Here is an 18,857-nt window from a genome sequence, read left to right as displayed (position 1 = left end):
CGCGGTGCTTTATTTCCTCATGATCGAGGTGAAGAGGTCAGATTCGAGAAAGCGCTGCAACCACACTTGCAGCCGCACGTAAGGCGTCTGCGCGAACCACTCGCGATCAACATGGGCGAATTGGCGAACGAATGGAAACAGCGCCACATCCGCCAGGCTTGGATGATCCGTCAGCAAGTAATCACGATCCTTGAGCAACTCATCAAGCTTGTGCAAGAACAGCATCCCTTCAGCCCGATACGCCTCCATCGGCTGTTCGGGATAGCGCTCGGCGTACTTGTAGCGATTCAAGTGAACCTTGAATACCTGATCATTGGCTTCGATCAACTCGGCAACTCTCGAATCACCCTCCAGCCGCCAATCCTGCGGATCATTGTGCGCCAGTGCCCAGCGCATGATCTCCAGGCTTTCATCAATCACCTGACCCTCCGCGTCCAGCACCGGCACCGTGCCCTTGGGCGAGATCGCCAGCATCTCGGCCGGTTTAGCCTTGAGGCTGACTTCAACGATCTCCACCAGCACCCCCGAATAGCGCAGGGCCATCCGCGCCCGCATCGCATACGGGCAGCGGCGGAAGGAATAGAGCGTGTTCATTTCACCTCCAGCGTGCTCAAACCGTTCCCTTGGCGCTGTACCTGAATCTGCACCGGGATTCGCTCATGCATTTCCTGTACGTGGGAAATGACCGCGACTTTACGGCCCTGCGCCTGCAAGCCGTCGAGAGCATCCATCGCCAGTTGCAGGGATTCCGGATCGAGACTGCCGAAGCCTTCGTCGATAAACAGCGATTCGATCTTCAAGGTGCTCGATGCCATTGACGCCAGCCCCAACGCCAGCGCCAACGAAACGAGGAACGTCTCACCGCCGGACAACGAATGCACCGAGCGCAGTTCGTCGCCCATTTCCGTGTCCATCACCAACAGACCGAGCATGCTGCCGCCGCGTTTCAGGCGATAGCGTTTGACCAGTTGGCGCAGTTGCACGTTGGCGTGGTGCACCAACAGGTCGAGGTTGTACGCCTGAGCGATCTTGCGGAAGGTGTCGCCGGTGGCTGAACCGATCAAAGCACTCAGGCGTGCCCAGCGCTGGTACTCGGTGTAAGCGTCGGCGATTTGCTGCGCCAGGGCCTGATTGGCGTTCTGGCGGCGCTGGTCTTCGGCCTGTTCGGCACGCAACTCGGCGCATTGCTGCTCGCTGAGGTTGAACTGGTTTTGCAGGTCGGTGAGGGCGCCGGCCAATTGTTCGGCATCGAGGTTGCCGTTGTGTTGGGCCTGATGATCGAGCAAGCGCTGGTCGCGTTCCTGCAACAAAACCGTGGCCTGCTCGATGGCCTTTTCGTTGAGCTGCAAGCGTTGGCGCAGTTGAGCGACTTGCGCGTCGTCGATTCGCAACAGGTCTTCAAGGCCGCCGTCGTCCAGTTCGGGGTGACGGGCGCGCCAGTCGGCAATCTTGCCGGCCAGATCCTGATGTTCACTGTCCAGCGCCTGCAAGCGTTCTTGCTGCGCGTTGAGTTCGGCAGCGGTCTGCACGAGTTGTGTGCGAACGTCTTGCAGTTCCCGGGCCGTGCCGGTTTCGGCGTTGCGCGCCTGCTCCACGGCCTGTTCCAGTTGCTGTTGCCACTGTTCGGCGCTGGGGTGTTCGCCGAGCAATAGCGCAAGTTTTTGCTGGCAGGTTTGTTGCTGCTCGGCCAGCGCAGTGAACTGCTGTTCGGCGGTTTGCAATTGCTGGGCGCGCAGTTGCTGACGATCCTGTTCTTTTTCCAGCGTCTGCTGGCGTTGTTGCTGTTCGGCCAGCTCTTCCTTTTGCTGATCGACTTGCGCCAGGCGCTCGGCAATCTGGCGGTCGAGTTGCATAAACGTCGCCGCCGGCTCAAGGCGCAAGGCTTCAAGGGTGTCTGCCGGCAACAAATGGCTGAACGCCGACAACTCTTCGTCAAGGCGCTGACGGTCGCTGCCCAGTTCTCGCTGCTGGTTACTCAGCAGCTGTGCGGCCTGCTGGTGCGCGGCTTCGGCCTGACGCAACTGCTGAGCCAGGCGCGCGGCGTCCTGTTGCAGGGTGAGCAGGGCGCTTTGGCGTTGTTCGTCCTGCGCGATGCTTTGGTTCAACTGCTCGTTTTGCCGGCTGAGCCAGGCGTCGCGTTTGTCGGCGTCTTGGTTCATCAACTGCGCCGCTTGCGGATGAGCGTCGAGGCTCGGCGCGAGGGCTTGTTGCTGGTCGGCCAGTTGTTCCTGTTGCTGCAGCAGTTCCTTTTGCTGAGCAATGACCCCGCCGACTTCGGCGCGCAACTCCGTCAGTTTTTCCTTGAGCTGATCGACCACCTGCTGTGCGTTAGCCTGTTCGCTTTCATCGTGTTTGCCGAGGCTTTGCAGTAACGCTTCGGGCTGGTGATACGGATGCTCGTTGCTGCCGCACACCGGGCACGGCTGATCGTCCTGCAACTGCGTGCGCAGCTCTTCGACACTGGCGCTGCGGGCCAGACGCTGGCGTTCGAGCAGTTCGCGGGTGACGTTGAGGGTTTGCTCGGCGACGGTCAGTTCAGCTTTGGTCTTGACCCCGTCCTGGGTCAGGCGCTCGCGTTCCTGTTGGGCCTTGAGCTGGCGCTGTTGCAGCTCGGCGCCGCGCTTGTCCAGATCCTGGCGGGTGGCCCACAGGCGCGACAGGTCTTCAATGGCACGCAGTTGTTTGCGGTTGTCCTGTAACAGATTACCGAGGATACCGATCTGCTCGGCGACGGCATCGGGTTCGGCGCCGGCCTCTTTGAACAGCACTTCCAGTTGCTGCTTCTGCGACGTCAGTTCTTCGGCGCTGCGGCTGGCGGTTTGTTCGAGGCTGGCCAGTTCAGACTGGCCCTTGTTCAAGCGGTTGCCGATCAGCATCAACTGTTGCAGGCGATCGCGGTAGGCATTCCACGCATCACTCAACGGCGCCAGCTCGGCGCTCTGTTCCAGCTCGGCGGCGATTTTCTGCAGGCGTTCAGCGACTTCGGCCTGTTTCGCCTGCAACGCTTGAATGGCGCTCTGGCCTTGTGTGCACGCCTGTTCGGCAGACTGTCGGGCCTCTGCGCTGAGAGCGGTGTCCTTGGCGAGGCGAGCAAGGGTACTTTGCTCTTCGAAAGCCTGACGCAACAACGGCGCACTTTCGCTGTGTCGCTGCTGCGCTTCGCTCAGGGCGACTTTCGCCGCATCGAGTGCCTGTTCCAGTTGCGTCTGGCGTTCGCCGAGTTCGCCTTGTTGCTGGGTGTGCGCGGCAATCTGGGCCGCCAGCGGCGTCAGTTGCGCGTCGAGTTCAGACTTGCGCGCGAACTGGTGACGTTGCGGCGCGAGTTGTTCCAGGCGCGTCAGCTTCAGGCGTTCGCTGGCCAGAGCTTCCCACTGTTGCTGTGCACCCTGCAGTTGCTCGGCAGCCGCTTGTTGCGCGTCCTGCAACTGACGAAAATCCTTGAGCCAGCGGTGCTGCTGCTCCAGTTGCTTGAGCTGCGCTTGCTGCAACTTCAATTGCTGCTGGGCGGCGTTGAAACGCTCATCCAGTTCAGCCCGGGCTTCGGGCGGCAGCGGCGTGACGCCGGTGGCCTGATCCTGCAGCAGCTTGTGCGCTTCGCGGGCCTCTTTGGTCTTGTCGAACGCGCGGCGGCCGAGGCGGGTGTAGAGCGCGGTGTCGGTGAGTTTTTCCAGCAGTTCGCTGCGGTCGTTGTCGTCAGCCTTGAGGAACGCACTGAACTCGCTCTGCGCCAACAGCACGGCGCGGGTGAACTGTTCGAAGTTCAGGCCCAGCGCGGCTTCCAGTTGAGTCTTGTATTCGCCTTTCTGGCTGGCGAGCAGTTGATCCTGATCGATATCGCGTAGGCTCTGCCGACTGGCCTGCAACTTGCCGCCAGCCTTCTCCCGAGCGCGGTTGGCTTCCCAGCGCGCGCGGTAACGACGGCCATCGACACCGACGAAATCCACCTCGGCGTAACCTTCGCCGGTGCCACGGCGCAGCAGAGTGCGCGGGTCGCCGGTGGCGATTTCGCCGTCGGCGTCCGGGACTTTGGCGTCACGGCCGGTGTTGTTCAAACGCGGCACGGCGCCGAACAGCGCCAGGCACAAGGCGTCGAGCAGGGTACTTTTACCGGCGCCGGTCGGCCCGGTGATCGCGAACAGACCGGCACTGGCCAGTGGTTCAGCGGTGAAGTCGATTTCGAACGGGCCGGCCAGCGAGGCCAGGTTTTTCAAACGAATGGCGAGAATCTTCATGGCTGCTCGCCCTCCATTTGCACGTCTTGCAGCAGTTCGGCGAAGTCCTTGAGCGTCTGCTCATCGACCTCGTTACCATAGTTGTCGAGCCAGGCGCGGCTGAACAATTCCTGCGGGGTAAGTTGATCGAGTTCGATCAGCGCCGTGCCTTCTTGCTCGCCGTCAGCGCCACGGTTGCCGGCGTACTCGGCGGCGATCCGCACCAAGCGCACGGCTTTGCCTTGCAGGGCGCTTTCCACTTGGTGGCGCAGGTCTGGCTGCGGCTCGTCAAGAGTCACGCGGACTTCAAGCCACGGCTGACGCTGGGTTTCGGCGAGCAGATCGATGTTCGGCAGGTCCGCCAGTTGCAGCAGAATCTCTGCCAGCGGCGCCGGGCCGATGCGTTGCAGGTTGACCGAGCGCGGGATCAGTTTCGGCTCGACGCTGACCAAGGTTTCGCCGTCGAGGGTGATGTCGAGAATCTGGTGCTGATAGCCGATCTCCGAGAACGACAACGGAATCGGCGAGCCGCTGTAGCGGATGCGCTCCTCACCGTTGACCTTCTGCGGCTTGTGCAAATGGCCGAGGGCGACATAGCTGATACTCGGCCCGAACAGGCTGGCGGGCAGCGCTTCGGCATTACCGATGATCAGGCTGCGCTCGGAGTCTTCCGACACCGAACCACCCGCCATGTGCGCGTGGCTGATCGCGATCAGCGCCTGACCCGGCTTGCGCTTGGCATTGGCGGCTTCGATCAGCCATTCGTGAACCTGGCCGATACCGCGTAGGTAGTTGTCACCCAGATGCGCGCCAGTCACCTCGGCCGGACGCAGGAACGGCAGCGCCAGGCACCACGCGGCGATTTCGCCTTGGGCATTCGGCAGTGGCAGCAGCAGACGTTCGGCATCGAGCTGGCCGTCATCCAGCCACAACACCCGACCCAGCGCATGGGTACGCAAACGGCGCATCAACGGTGCCGGCAGTTCGATCCGCGAGCCGGAATCGTGGTTGCCGGCGATCATCACGATGGTCAGCAACGGCTGCTGCTCGTGGGCGCTGACGATGAAATCGTAGAGGCGTTCCTGGGCTTTGACCGGCGGATTGACCGTGTCAAAGATGTCCCCGGCAATCAACAGCACATCCGGCTGCGCCAGTTTCAGTTGGCGCAGCAGCCATTCGAGAAAGCACGCATGCTCGAAATCGCGCTCCTGGCCGTGCAGGTTTTGCCCAAGGTGCCAGTCGGAGGTGTGAAACAGACGCAAGGTGGACTCCGCTACAGATAAAGAGGTGATGGCCGCGGGTGAAAGATGGGCGGCTAAAGAGGGGGGAGTTTACAGATTATTGCGGCGGGAGGGCTTGTTGTGGATGCGAGTGCTTGCCAACGGAGTGCTGGGTTTGGCCCTCATCATTAGTCAGTAACAGTCGGCGGATGCATCTATTAATTGACGCCAAAATAGTGGCTATCTAATATCGCGCCACTAATTTGATATCAATGCGCTAGCAGTCTCGCCTTACTCTTGTTTGCTCTCATCGGCGCCAAGGTGCGGGCCTGTTGGAGCAGCTGCGCTTGGCGTCAATCCCGTATTCCTGCCCGCTGTAATGAGATTTTAAACATGGACGTCCGCCACTTCGCCTTGCTCGCACGTCAGCCCTCTGCTGCCGTGAAAACCCGAGAAACGTTCCTGGGCATGCCCAAGCGCGGGCTGGCGTTCCTGCTGGCGAACGTCATGTTCTGGCAACCGATGTGGGCGCAGGCCGACGGCATTGTCGTGGCCAACCCGAACACCTCGCTGGATCGAGCGGGCAACGGTGTGCCGATCATTAACATAGCCACGCCTAATGGCAGCGGGCTGTCGCACAACCAGTTCCACGATTACAACGTAGGGGCGCAGGGCGTCATCCTCAACAACGGCTCTGTGCAGACCTCCGCCACACAACTGGGTGGTCACATCATCGGTAACCCGAACCTGAAGAACAGCGGTTCGGCGCAGGCGATTCTCAACGAAGTCATCAGTGGCAACCCGAGTCAGTTGCGTGGCTACACGGAAGTGGCGGGGCAGTCCGCGCGGGTTATCGTCGCCAACCCTTACGGCATCACTTGCAACGGTTGCGGTTTCATCAACTCGCCACGAGTGACATTGACCACCGGTAAACCGGTGCTCGACAACGGTCGGCTAGATCGTTTTCAGGTTGATCAGGGTTCGGTGGCCATCGAAGGTGCAGGCCTCAATGCCACCAACGTCGACCGGTTCGAAATCATCACCCGTAGCGCCAAGATCAACGCGCAACTTCAGGCACAGAACCTGACCATCGTCGCCGGGCGCAACGACGTCAACGCGCAAACCTTGAATACCACGGCCCGTGCCGATGATGGCAGCGCCAAGCCGCAGTTGGCGATCGACTCCTCGGCGCTGGGCGGCATGTACGCCGGGGCGATCAAACTGGTCGGCACCGAGGCTGGGGTCGGGGTGAAACTGGCGGGCAATCTGGCCGCCAGTGGCGGTGATATCCAGATCGACGCCAATGGCCAACTGACGATGGCGCAAGCTTCGGCGGCCAACGCGATCAACGTCAAAGCCGCTAGCCTCGATGCACAAGGTCCTGTCTACGCTGGCACCGTACTGAACGTGCAGACCCAGGGCAATCTTGCAAACCGCCAGACCTTCGCGGCTCGCGATGGCATCAGACTCAGTGCCGGCGGCCAGTTGATCAACGCCGGCATCATCGAAGCCGGGGTCAATGTCGATAACAGTCGCAACAACGCAGGCGATGTGAGTATCAATGCGCAAAGTGTCGGCAACACTGGCAAAAGCGTCATCGCCAGCCGCAACCTGACAGTCATCGCGGCGCAATCCCTGAGCAATCAGGGCGGCACTCTGAGCGGGCAGGCAACGCGCGTCACCACGGCGACGCTGGATAACCGCAACGATGGCCGGGTGCTGAGCAGCGGCACGCTCGATCTGAACGCAAGCCAAGTGCTCAACAACAAGGGATTGATCAACGCCAGCGGATCGCTCAAAGCGACTGTCGGTCAGATGAACAACAACGGTGGCGAGCTGTCGGGCCTGGCCGATGTAACCCTGCGCATGGCGTCGCTGGACAACGTCGCAGGGCTGGTGAACGCCGGCACTTCCCTGAGCATCGATGCCACAGGCGTGGTGAACAATCAGGGAGGCAAACTGACCTCGCCCGGTAGCCTTACGCTCAAGGCCGGCAACGTCGACAACAGTAACAAGGGCCAGATCGCCAGCAACAAGGCGTTGACGGCCAGTGTCGCTAGCCTCGATCAAAACAATGGCGGCCAACTTACCAGCGACACTTCGCTGTCTCTGGATCTGAATCACGGCGCGCTGAACAACCAGAGTGGATTGATCAACGCTCCACTGCTGGTGCTGAAACAACTGCAAAAGATCGACAACCGCGAAGGCGAAATTTCCAGCGCCCAGGCGTTTACATTCGCCGCCACCAGCCTGGACAACAGCAATGGCAAACTGCTGAGCAATCAGGTGCTGACCCTGCGCGTGCAGCAGGCTTTGGTCAACCTCAAAGGCACGATTGCCGCCGCCAGCATCGATGCCAGGGCCGGCAGTGTGAACAACAATGGCGGCACGCTCACCAGCCAGACCAACCTGCGGCTGGGCGTTGACGGGCAACTCGACAATCAGGACGCCGGCCTGATCAATGCGACCGGCAAACTCGACATCGGCGCCGCCAATCTGAATAACCAGAACGGCGGCTCGCTGCTCGGCAGCGCCATTGCCATAGACTTTGGCAGTGCACTTGGCGACCTCAATAACGCCAAAGGTCTGATCACCACCAAAGGCTTGTTGACCCTCGATAACCTGCGGGATCTTTACAACCAGAATGGTGAACTCTCCAGCAACCTGAGCTATGCGCTCACAGCGCGCAATCTGGACAACAGCGACGGCAAGCTCTTCAGTCGTGAGGGACTGGATCTGACGGCGACCAGTACCCGCAACCTCAACGGTCTGATCTCCGGCTGGCAGCACCTCAGCTTGCGCGGTGGCAGCCTCGACAACCGAAACCACGGTACTTTGTCGAGCCGCGACGGCGACCTGCTGGTGGATCTCACTGGTGACATCCAGAACAGCAACACCGGTGCGCTGGTCAGCAAGGGCACCTTGAGCGTCACGGCGGCCAATCTCGATAACTCTGACAAAGGCGTGCTCTCCAGCGAAGGTGGGCAGACGCTGGTCGTCGCTGGCAGCCTGAACAACGCGCAGGGTGGTTTGATCGACAGTGGTGTCAGTCTGGATATCCAGGCCAGTTCCCTGAACAACACCAACGCTACCGTCAATGCAAAACAGGACATTCGCTTCACCGGGACGGATCTGGACAACAGCGAAGGCGTGCTGGCGGCCGATGCAGCCATCACCCTCAACCTGCTCGGCACGCTGACCAATACCCAAGGCCAGTTGGTTAGCGCCGGCCCGCTGGTTATCGAACGCGCTGCGCAGATCAACAACCAGGGCGGCAAACTGCTCAGTCAAGCGCTGCTGACCTTGTCCACCGTTGGTCTCGACAACCGCAACGGTGGTCGTGTCGCCGCCAATGACACGTTGACGCTGACCGCCAATGGCGCTGTGCAAAACGGCAATGACGGCCTGATCTACAGCGATACCGCTGATCTGACGTTGACCGCCGCCAGCCTCGACAACCAACAAGGCTCGCTGCAAAGCGAGGGTACTCTGACGGCCAGCGTTGGCGGCGTCATTGATAACCGGGGCGGTCGTGTGGTCGCCAAGTCTGGCGATCTCGCTATCACGGCGGCCAGCCTCGACAGTCGTGGCGGTGTGCTGTCCAGCCTGAAAAACACCTTCAGCGCGCAAGTCTTCGGGGTACTGCGCAACGGGCAGGGCGGGGTGATTCAAGCGCAAGGCCTGACCCTCAAAGCCTTGGCCGGACTCTATAACGACGGTGGCCGCATCACCGCACAGAACGGCGATGCGATCATCGATACCGGCCCGTCCGGCAACTTCGATAACCGCAATGGCAGCCTCATTGCGCTGGAGCGTGTCGGCGTTACCGGTAACGACTTCTACAACAATGGCAGCGCCGACAGCCTGGTCGGTGGCAAACAGGTCGACCTCAGCCTGCGCGGCCTTCTCAATAACCGCAAAGGCATTATCGAAAGCGCCAGTATGCTGGGCGTCACCGCTGGCAGCGTCGACAACCAGACCGGGCAACTGCGTGCATTGGGCAGCACCGGTAAAACCGTGTTCAGCATGGGTGGCGCATTCGATAACCGGAGCGGCACCGTCGAAAGTGCCAACAGCGATTTCAGCCTTGGCGCGGGCGCCTTGCTCAATGCTGGCGGCAACATTCTGCATGTCGGCAGCGGGATTTTCGATATTGCCACCGGGCAACTCGGCAGCGCGGGCGGCAGCTTCGTTACCCGTGGTGGGCTCACCTTGGCGGCGGATAGCTGGACCAACAGCAGCCTGATTCAGGCGGATCGCCTGACGGTCAATATCAACAGTCTGAATCAAACAGCGAGCGGGCAGCTGCTGGCGGTGAACAAGCTGATCGGCAATGGCGGCAATTGGAACAATGACGGGTTGATTGCCAGTGATGGCAGCCTCGATCTCACGCTGGGCGGCACCTACTCTGGCGCTGGACGGGTCAGCAGTCTCGGTGACCTCGGTCTGAGTGCGGCTCAGCTTATTCTGGGCACTGCATCCAGTGTCGGCGGTGGTGGCAATACCACGATCAACGTCGGTGGACTGCTCAGCAATGCCGGTCGCCTGACCTCGGCTGGCGATATGACGCTGGCGGCCGGCAACATCGCCAACAGCGGCACCCTGGGTGCTGCGAAGAACCTGACATTGACGGCGGGTGCGCTTCGCAACGAGCGCGGATTGATCTTCAGCGGCGAAGCCATGCAACTGCTGACGCCCACCTTCACCAACAGTTATGGCCAGGTCTACAGCCTCGGCAGCCTGTTGATCGCCAGGGACAAAAACAAGACTTTGGCCGATCTGCTGGACAACCGTTCCGGCTCGATTGAAAGCTCCGGCGAAATGACGTTGGCCGCTGCAACTGTCAACAACGTGATGGACGTGCTGAAGTATTCCGATCATGAGAAGAGCGGGGCAACCATTACCGAGTTATCGTGCGCGCTGATTGCTGGACCTGGCTGTGATTTTCGTAGTGGCGGCCGCAGGAACGGCCTGTGGATCGTCGATGAAGTCGATCGCCTGAAAGTCGGTGAGCACTCTGAAGCCGCATCGATCAACAGCGGCGCCGGCCTGACGATCAATGGCGGTCAGGTGAACAACACCAGCAGCTTGATCACGGCTTCCGGTGACATCAGGATCACGGCGTCGTCGATCACCAATCAGGGGGTCCAGGAGCAGGAAATCAAGACGACCCGCAAGTTCGTCAGTTGGGTCGACCAGACCGCTTCGGCGATCAGACTGGCCGCGATATTCCGAGCCAATAACCCGACACCGTCGGCCACCTATGAACAGGATCTGAGTAACTTCCTGCGGTTGATGGGCGAGAAATTTCAGCCCGTCACCACGGTCACCAACGGGCAGTCGCTGGACGCCATTATTCAGGCGGGTGGCAACATCACCCTCGACGCGACGAACAAAATCGATAACAGCGTCGTACGCCCTTACTACGCTTACGTTACCGGGGGTAAGACCACCACCAATACCGGCGTTGGCAGCGGTTATTCAACACAAGTGCGGATCAATCCGCAGCTGCCGCCGGATCTGGCACAACAACAGGTAGACCCGATCGATTTGCCAGGTTTCAGCCTGCCCACCGGCCAGAATGGGTTGTTCCGTCTGAGTGGCGTGGGCAGCAGCGATCCGGTTGCAACCGGCCCGCAAAGCTGGACCCTCAGCGGCGGTAAAGTCACCGCCGGGGCAACGTCCACTGCGCTGACCATCAATCGTGTTCAGGGCTTGCCCAGCAATGCCGGAAAATCCCAGCCGCACAAATACCTGATCGAAACCAATCCTGTGCTCACCGACCTCAAGCAATTCATGAGTTCGGACTATTTGCTGCAGAACCTCGGTTACGACCCTGACCAGAGCGCCAAGCGTCTGGGCGATGGCCTGTTCGAACAAAAACTGGTCCAACAAGCCGTTGTTGCGCGTACGGGCCAGCGTTTCATTGACGGGCAGGCCTCCGACGAAGCCGTCTACAAACGCCTGATGGACAACGCCATCGCCAGCAAAACTGCGCTGAATCTCAGCGTCGGGGTCAACCTGACGGCGCAACAAGTCGCTGCACTGACCCATGACATCGTCTGGCTCGAAGAGCGCGTAGTGAATGGCGAAAAAGTGCTGGTGCCGGTGCTGTACCTAGCCAACGCCAACAATCGCCTCGCCGCCAATGGTTCCCTGATCCAGGGCAATGACGTTACGTTGATCGCCGGGGAAAACCTGGAGAACTCCGGGACGTTGCGCGCCAGCCAGAACCTCGATGCCACGGCGAAAAAGGATCTGGTCAGCAGTGGTCTGGTCGAGGCAGGCAACCTGTTGAAACTGACCGCTACCAATGACCTGACGAACAAGGCCGGCGGGATCATATCCGGTCGTGATGTCACGCTGGAAAGCAAAAACGGTGACGTCATCAACGAGCGCACCGTGACGACCCACACCAGCAGCGGTGCGCGTCATGAGGAGCGTGCAGATTTCGTCGACAGCGCTTCACGCATCGAAGCCGCTAATGCTCTGGTCATCAACGCCGGACGCGACATCGACAACACCGGCAGCGTACTGAAAAGCGGCGGAGATATCACGTTGACCGCCAAACGCGATGTGCTGATCGATTCAGCCGAGCAGAAATCGGCTTACAACGACGCCAATCACATCAATACCTCGGTGACCCAGTATGGATCTGAGGTGAATGCCGGCGGCGCATTGAAGGTCACGGCGCAGCGCGACATCAACGTTGTTGCCAGTCAGGTCGAGGGTAAAGGCGATGTCGATCTCAATGCCAAACGTGATCTGACGATCTCTTCCGCGGCCAACGAAACTCATGCCAGCGGCTGGAACAAGAAGTTCCGCGCTGAAGAGGATCATGTCAGTCAGCAGTCGAGCGTCATCAAGTCAGGAGGCAACCTGACCCTCAATGCCGACAAGGACCTGAATCTGGTCGCCAGCCAGGTCAAATCGGCGGGTGAAGCTTACATCTATGCCGGTGATGACCTGAGTCTGGTGACGGCCGATAACATCGATCACTCGTTCTATACCAAGACCAAAAAAGGTGACTTCGGCAAGAAAAAATCGACCATGACCGAAAGCGAAAGCATCGCGTCAGTCAGCTCCAGCATTGAGGCCGGTAGCAAACTGGTGATGTCGGCCGGGCAGGACATTAATGCCGAAGGCGCCAAGGTCAAATCTGACGGTTCGTTGCTGGCAACTGCCGGCCGCGACATCAACCTGATGGCGGCCGAGGACTACGCCAGTCAATCCAGCGCCTCGTCGAAGAAAGGCTGGTCGTCGAGCAAATCGAGCAGTGCTGAAGTCACCCAGACCCACCTGAACAGTACCGAGTGGGTCGCCAAGAGCATGGAACTCAAGTCCGACAACGACATCACGCTGAGCGCGGCGTCCTTGCGTACCGAGGATGAAATCAAGCTGACGGCGGCCAATAACGTATTCATCGGTGCAGCCCAGGAAACGCAGACCTCCAGCCAGTCGCAAAGCTCAAGCAAGACCGGGGCGAATCTGACGGGTTATTTGTCGAACACGCAGAAGTCGCAGAACGGCCAGCAACGCTCCACAGAAAGTATCGGCAGCGACATCAGCGCCGGTAGCCTGCAAATCAGGAGTGGCCAAGACACCGTCGTTGAAGGCAGCACTCTGGTGGCCGACAAGAACATCACGATCAATGCCGGGCGCAATCTGGAGGTCATCAGCGCTGAAAGCACGTCCACTGCCGGATCGTCGTCCGGCAGCAAAAAGGTCGGTGAAATCGGTACCTGGTGGCAGGGCGCGACGGGGATCGTCAAAACCAGGGAAGGTGAGCAAAGCACGGTCACACGCCAGTCGGGCAGCCAGATCGCCTCGTTGGGCGGCAACATTTCGTTGACTGCCAGGGATCATTACACCCAGACCGCCAGTCAGTTGGTGGCGCCGGTCGGCGACATCGATATTGCGGCCAGGCACGTTGATATCGGTGAAGGTTACGACAGCCTCCGCGCCACCAAAACCGCCAGCACCAACCGTACGGCGGTGGGTGGCACGGTGAGCATTCCGTTGCTTGATGCCTTGCGTGGCATCCAGCAAATGGGTGAAGCGGCCGAGAAGACGACTGACGGCCGGATGCTTGCACTGGCTGCCGTCAACGCGGCGATGAGTGCCGACCAGGCACTGGACGCCGGTCAGTCGATGATGCAAAACCCTCTGGGTGGGGTGAAAGTCAGCGTCAATCTGAGCAACAGCCAAAGCCAGATGAACAGCAGCCAGAGCGGTAGTAACGTCGTCGGCAGCGGTGTGATGGCGGGCGGCAACATCAATATCGTCGCCAAAGGTGCGGGGGCGGACAGCAACATCAATGTGGTCGGCAGTCGTATCGAAGGCGGTGGCAATGTTTCCCTCGACGCCACTGGCGCGATCAATCTGCTGTCGGCGCAAAACACAGCGCATCAGGAAAGCAGCAACAGCAACAGCGGCTGGAGTGTCGGGGTCGGCTTCGGTTTTGGTGAACAGAACGGTTTCACCCTTGATCTGGCAGCCAACAAAGGTCGCGGCAATAGCGATGGTGATGACGTCACGCACACCAACACCTCGGTCAAGTCCGGTGGCACGCTGAGCCTGAAAAGCGGCGGTGATACCAACATCAAAGGCGCGACCGCCAGCGGTGAAACGGTCAAGGTCAAGGTCGGCGGCGACCTCAACATCGAGAGCCTGCAGGACACCAGCACCTACACCTCGAAACAGTCGAGCGCAAACGTCGGCGTCAGCGTCTGCGTGCCGCCATTCTGTTTCGGCAACAGCAGTGTCAGCGGTGGTGTTTCCCAGCAGAACATGAACAGCGAATACGCCAGTGTCTCCGAGCAGTCGGGCATCAAAGCGGGCAATGGCGGCTTCCAGGTTGAAGTGGCGGGCAATACCGATCTGGTTGGCGCTGTCATTGCCAGCACTGACAAGGCCGTGGCTGACGGCAAGAACACCTTGAGCACCGGCACACTCACCACGTCGGATGTGAAAAACAAGGCTGAGTACGACGCCAGCAGTATCAATTTGAGTGGTGGTTATGGCGGCGACATCGGGCGTGACAAAAACGGTAATGCCAGCGCCACCGCTAGCCGGGGTGGTCCAGTTGTCGCCAGTAAGGATGGCGTGAGCGCTACTACGCCTGTCGTTCTCTTCGCCAGTGATAGTTCCAGCAGTACCACCCATAGCGGCATCAGTGGCGCGGCGGTGACCATCACCAATGGCGCAAAACAGCAGGAACTCACAGGGCAGACCGCTGAGCAAACCATCGCAGCGATAAACACGAATGTTTCAAGTGATCGCGATGGCAGCAATAAGCTGAAGCCTATCTTCAATGCAGAAGAAATCGGTGCGAACTTCGAGATCGTCGGAAAGTTTGTGCAGAACGTTTCTCAGTTCGTTGAAGACCGTGCGCGGGAGATGGATAGCAAGAAGAAGCAGGCTGATCTGGAGTTGGCGGCGTCCTTTGATCCGAAACTTTCCGAGAAGGCTCAACTGGCTCACCACGAGAATTACCTACAGCTCAAGCAACAGATCAAGGAAATTGGCGATAACTGGGGGGCAGGCGGTACTTACCGCCAGATCGCTACAGCCCTCGTCGCCGGCATAAGCGGCAACGTCAGCGGTAGCAGTGCGCAGTTTGCCCAGAACATGGTGGTCAATTACGTCCAGCAGCAAGGCTCATCGTATATCGGTGATTGGGTGAAAAAGGGTCTGAAGGAAGGCAGCCCTACACACGCCGCGTTGCATGCGATTCTCGGCTGCGCCGGTGCGGCGGCCAGCAGCCAGTCGTGTTCGGCGGGTGCTTTGGGCGGCTCAGCAGCGAGCGTGCTGGCGGGACTGTTCGCAGACACTGATCCAAATGAAACAGCGATAGAGCGTGAAGCCAAACGCAACATCATCACCAGCCTGGTGACCGGCATTGCGGCCATGAGCAATCCGAATGGCGCCGCCACAGCGAATAACGCAGCTACGGCGAACATCGACAACAACTGGTTGGCGACGCAGCAATACGTCCAAGCCATGAAAGAAATTGATGCCGAACCCAATGTCCTGAAAAAAATAGCGATTGCGGCGAAGTGGCAGATCCAGTCTACGCGGCAGGATTTGCTGACCGGATCGGGGGTTCTTAAAGGCTTTACCGATGGGATGGCGGGAGCGGGTCTAGGGACTTTGGATAGCGCCGTCATGTTGATGAGGGACCCTGTACAGAGTTGGGACGCCGTCGTGGAGTTCGCTGGCTCTGATGAGGCCCAGGCGCTGCTGGGCAAAGCAGTTGGCGCTGCATTCAAATCCCAGATTGATCAGATTGGGCAGGCGCTCACCGAAGGCGGCGATGCCAACGCAGAAAATCTCGGCAGGCAAATGGGGCAAGCCGTGGCGCTCGTGGTTCAGCTGCTGGCGGGCGGTGGGAGCAGTTCTGCAAATAGCGCGTTGACCCTTTCGCGGATGGGTATTGATGTCTCGGTCAACACTGTCAAGAAAATCGGGGCATCGTTTGATCTGGACACTGTCAAAACCCAGATCAGCAAGCTACCGGGTGTAGTGCGGGATACGGATGTACCGGTGCTTGATCCGCCTGTTGCGCCTCCAGTGGTAACGGGTTTTAATCGAGTGGTTATTCAGCAGAAGCTGATTGATAGCCTCGGCGAAAGTATCAAGTCGAATCCCTTGCGAAAAGAATATGAGCGGAAAGTCGCTGAACTTTCCTCTTATGCGGAAAGAATACAGCCGAACATGACACAGGATGAACTCCGCAACCTCGCGACGGAAGCTAACCAAGCCAGGCGTCAGTTGGGCGTGGAATATAAGGACTTATCGCCGGGTCCACTTAAAGACTTTATTTATGAGGTCAATCTTGATCGCTGCGGCGACGCGCTTGGGCCGACCGTTGAATATTTGATCAAGAATGGTCGTTCGTACAGCGATATCATCAAGTCAGCAGCTCGGCCAAACCCGGATATCGATACTTTGCTCGGAAATTTTGGCGAATGGTTGAGTAAGAAACCTGACTCGTATCTTCAACGCTATGAAGGCTCGGTAGGACGGGGATAAGAATGGAATATATAGTTTTTCAGCATAAAAATGACCGTCGCTTCGTTTTGTTGTGTGATGAAAATTACAACCCCATCACAGAGGAAGAGTCGGGCCAAAGAGAGCCAAGAAACAAGGCTTTGTATGTGAGTTTTTCTGGCGGATTTGCAGGGGTTTATTCATCGATAGACGGCCCTGTTCTATTTGTTAATCGTAGCAAGGTACTTTTCAGTGATCCGTCCTGGAGTGTTTCTGTTAAAAAGAATGGAGATACAAACAAGGTGAAATTTTCCGGCTTGAATAGCTCAGCTCTTGAGTTTGAGTACCCGGCTGTGGAACTTGATCCGATGGATCCTTGGTCTGAGGAACAATTTGACGATTTTTTTATCTGGTTAACCAACAAACGCCATGATCGTGAGTTTATGGATATGTGGACCGAATAAAAAGGGGGGTGTTGTAGTTCTCGACGCGCGGGGATAAATGGGGCAGTACCCGTTTAAATAAACCTGGTCTATCCCCGGTTATGTCCAGTACATGAAAAGGTTTATATGCTTTGCCCAAGATGTCAGCAGGACTATATTGTTAAGGCGAAAATCAAAGTAACCGAAGCTGTTATTTTCATTTGTGCGGAGTGTGATGCAACGTGGTTCAAGATCGAGTAAATTGGGGTTGCGCCTTTTTTGGACTACGCTACTTACATGAATAGTATTGGCCTTACCGGGATGTGGGAAGAGTTAGAGGTTATTGCTGAAAGAATATGAGTTGCAGTAATTTCGGGGCGAGGAGTGAAAGGGTCAACGTGTTGTCAGGGACAAACCTGCCCCAGGTGATAGTGCGGTATAGCCTTCTCTGGGAGTTAGTGTTAATTCCCACGCTGGCCTCCCGGCGTTGGTCATTGTCTGCTATGGCAACAAATGGGTTTTTTCTGATCTTGATACTGATCATGATGCCGCCCCCATTCCATGATCTCGTCCTCATTCCTGCCCTTGGTCGTTAGGTCGAGGAAGCTATAAATAGGACACACCACGTTTAGATAGTGCTCCGAAAACGTAGTCTGTCCCTGATAGATCCGTGCCTTTAGCTTTGGCTGGCGGTGCAATTGCAGCTTTAGGGGCAATGCTTCTTTCGTCTGCCGCTGGAACAAAAAATCAGGAGAACACACGAGATGCAGTTAATGCGTTAGTCGCGTCTGCCGGTGAGGCGGGTTATAGCGGATCTCAGCAGTTATCCATTTCGGCTGAACTGTGGGCCTTGATGCTGGGTACGACCTTTCCGGTCACGTTACTGGACCCAAAATATGGAGTATTGACGAATCCAGCCGTAGATAATGACACTCTGCATCCTGTAAGCGTTGGCGGTTTCGTGACGCAACCCTCTTTGCCCACCGACACGGGCGGGAGCCCGGTCGTTGAGACGGGAGACGGTACGTACACAACGCCTATCGTAGAAAATCCGTCGTTAGGGAACGTTTATAGCCTGCCGTGGGGGCAGTCTGCGTCGGAATTTGAGAAGTCTTTGGCTACCCTCCCTTCGGGTGAACGGGTGGCGATTGTAAAAACCAGAGCAAGGGAGTTAGCCGATTCCCTGGGTTGGCCTAAGGACAGTTTCCTGACGAAATTGAATGGCAGAGATGTTTATGCCGGATCCGATGGATATTTTTACGCAGTTGACAGTCAGCACGGTAGGTGGGAACAGGTGAATAGCCGAGGGAAACATCAAGGAGAGGTTAAGTTTGATTTGACACCTATTCCTAAATCCAAAGATGACTCGGGTAAACATGATTTGAGGATGAAGTGATGAATAGTATCAAACTCGTCGAATGCTTAGATCCCGTTATTGTCAGGGGGCAGGTTTTTCGGGTGCCCGCCAGTTGGCCGTACGAAGCGATTGTGGACTTCATGGTGGTCGATATACCAGACGAAAATTTTGGCCATTCTCTGGTAGTGGCTTCCGGGAATAAATCAGGGTTAGTACTGGTGCATTTGCCATTGGAAAGCTGCGCATCGGGTGAACACGGAATTTCGAGGGAGTGGGTTGTTGCGAACTGGGAGAAATGGATATATCCAGAGTGCTCGGTTGAAGATGTTTACTTGTTTGATTCGATAGAGGTGCCAACGAAGTTGACAACTCGCTAGGAGTGGTAAATGGGACGAACCACGTTTGGGAAGTGCTCCGAAAACGCAGTCTGTCCCTGAGGGATCCCCACAAATCTACTCCAGGCTCTGCGTCTGATGATGCACCTCATCGCGCAGAGCTTTCTCCAATTTTTCCCAGTCTCCGCTGCCTCCGAACTCTATGCACCTACGCCAGTATTCCAAGCCAAGCCGCCACAATGAAAGCACTCGTCGTTCTCTGAGACTGTTGCTTTGATATCGCCGCTCCAAGTTACTTTGGCGAGCCTGAAGCCCCGTTA

7 protein-coding genes and 2 pseudogenes are annotated in these 18,857 nt (G+C 58.0%); 4 read left to right on the top strand and 5 right to left on the bottom strand.

Features of this window, described 5'->3' with window-relative positions:
* Nucleotides 1-9: 9 nt before the first annotated feature.
* The 3 genes from ACIOU6_RS08280 to ACIOU6_RS08270 are packed head-to-tail and all read right to left on the bottom strand — an operon-like array spanning nt 10 to nt 5,473.
* Nucleotides 10-594, bottom strand: coding sequence for a glutathione S-transferase (locus ACIOU6_RS08280; protein WP_401135312.1), 585 nt, complete (start codon nt 592-594; stop codon nt 10-12).
* Complete coding sequence (locus ACIOU6_RS08275) at nt 591-4,232, bottom strand: AAA family ATPase (protein ID WP_401135309.1); 3,642 nt, start codon at nt 4,230-4,232, stop codon at nt 591-593. Before ACIOU6_RS08275 ends, ACIOU6_RS08280 begins: the two co-directional genes overlap by 4 nt.
* Nucleotides 4,229-5,473 (bottom strand): exonuclease SbcCD subunit D C-terminal domain-containing protein, encoded by a 1,245-nt coding sequence (locus ACIOU6_RS08270; protein WP_401135306.1) that lies wholly within the window; start codon nt 5,471-5,473, stop codon nt 4,229-4,231. The genes ACIOU6_RS08275 and ACIOU6_RS08270 overlap by 4 nt, the downstream gene beginning before the upstream one ends.
* 351 nt (nt 5,474-5,824) lie before the next feature.
* Between ACIOU6_RS08270 and ACIOU6_RS08265 the strand changes: the two genes are divergently transcribed.
* Together ACIOU6_RS08265 and ACIOU6_RS08260 are read left to right on the top strand one after the other, a co-directional pair.
* Complete coding sequence (locus ACIOU6_RS08265; RefSeq protein WP_401135303.1) at nt 5,825-16,465, top strand: hemagglutinin repeat-containing protein; 10,641 nt, start codon at nt 5,825-5,827, stop codon at nt 16,463-16,465.
* Nucleotides 16,466-16,467: 2 nt separating this feature from the next.
* The gene (locus tag ACIOU6_RS08260; RefSeq protein WP_401135300.1) at nt 16,468-16,887 is read left to right on the top strand and encodes a hypothetical protein; all 420 of its coding nucleotides are present in this window, start codon (nt 16,468-16,470) and stop codon (nt 16,885-16,887) included.
* 449 nt (nt 16,888-17,336) lie between these two features.
* On the opposite strand, the pseudogene ACIOU6_RS08255 reads toward ACIOU6_RS08260, so the two are convergent.
* Nucleotides 17,337-17,456: pseudogene (locus ACIOU6_RS08255) on the bottom strand (DUF899 domain-containing protein); the annotation flags it as partial.
* 59 nt (nt 17,457-17,515) lie between these two features.
* Here ACIOU6_RS08255 and ACIOU6_RS08250 point away from each other — a divergent pair.
* Both ACIOU6_RS08250 and imm45 read left to right on the top strand, forming a co-directional pair.
* Nucleotides 17,516-18,241: a hypothetical protein gene (locus ACIOU6_RS08250; protein ID WP_401135298.1), complete on the top strand. Its 726-nt coding sequence runs from the start codon at nt 17,516-17,518 to the stop codon at nt 18,239-18,241.
* Nucleotides 18,241-18,579 carry an Imm45 family immunity protein gene (gene imm45, locus ACIOU6_RS08245; RefSeq protein ID WP_339466142.1) on the top strand — a complete coding sequence of 113 codons (339 nt, stop codon included), beginning with the start codon at nt 18,241-18,243 and terminating at the stop codon, nt 18,577-18,579. Before ACIOU6_RS08250 ends, imm45 begins: the two co-directional genes overlap by 1 nt.
* A 75-nt stretch (nt 18,580-18,654) precedes the next feature.
* On the opposite strand, the pseudogene ACIOU6_RS08240 reads toward imm45, so the two are convergent.
* A pseudogene (locus tag ACIOU6_RS08240) lies at nt 18,655-18,857 on the bottom strand (IS4 family transposase); the annotation flags it as partial.

The organism is Pseudomonas sp. NPDC087615 (assembly GCF_044743445.1).
Classification (GTDB): domain Bacteria; phylum Pseudomonadota; class Gammaproteobacteria; order Pseudomonadales; family Pseudomonadaceae; genus Aquipseudomonas; species Aquipseudomonas baetica_A.
The sequence above is the reverse complement of the archived record's forward strand: the minus strand, read 5'-3'. Positions and strand labels throughout refer to the sequence as shown.

Coding starts and splice junctions, on each gene's coding strand:
- ACIOU6_RS08280 (WP_401135312.1), bottom strand. CDS start 594: ATGAACACGCTCTATTCCTTCCGCCGCTGCCCGTATGCGATGCGGGCG.
- ACIOU6_RS08275 (WP_401135309.1), bottom strand. CDS start 4,232: ATGAAGATTCTCGCCATTCGTTTGAAAAACCTGGCCTCGCTGGCCGGC.
- ACIOU6_RS08265 (WP_401135303.1), top strand. CDS start 5,825: ATGGACGTCCGCCACTTCGCCTTGCTCGCACGTCAGCCCTCTGCTGCC.
- ACIOU6_RS08260 (WP_401135300.1), top strand. CDS start 16,468: ATGGAATATATAGTTTTTCAGCATAAAAATGACCGTCGCTTCGTTTTG.
- imm45 (WP_339466142.1), top strand. CDS start 18,241: ATGAATAGTATCAAACTCGTCGAATGCTTAGATCCCGTTATTGTCAGG.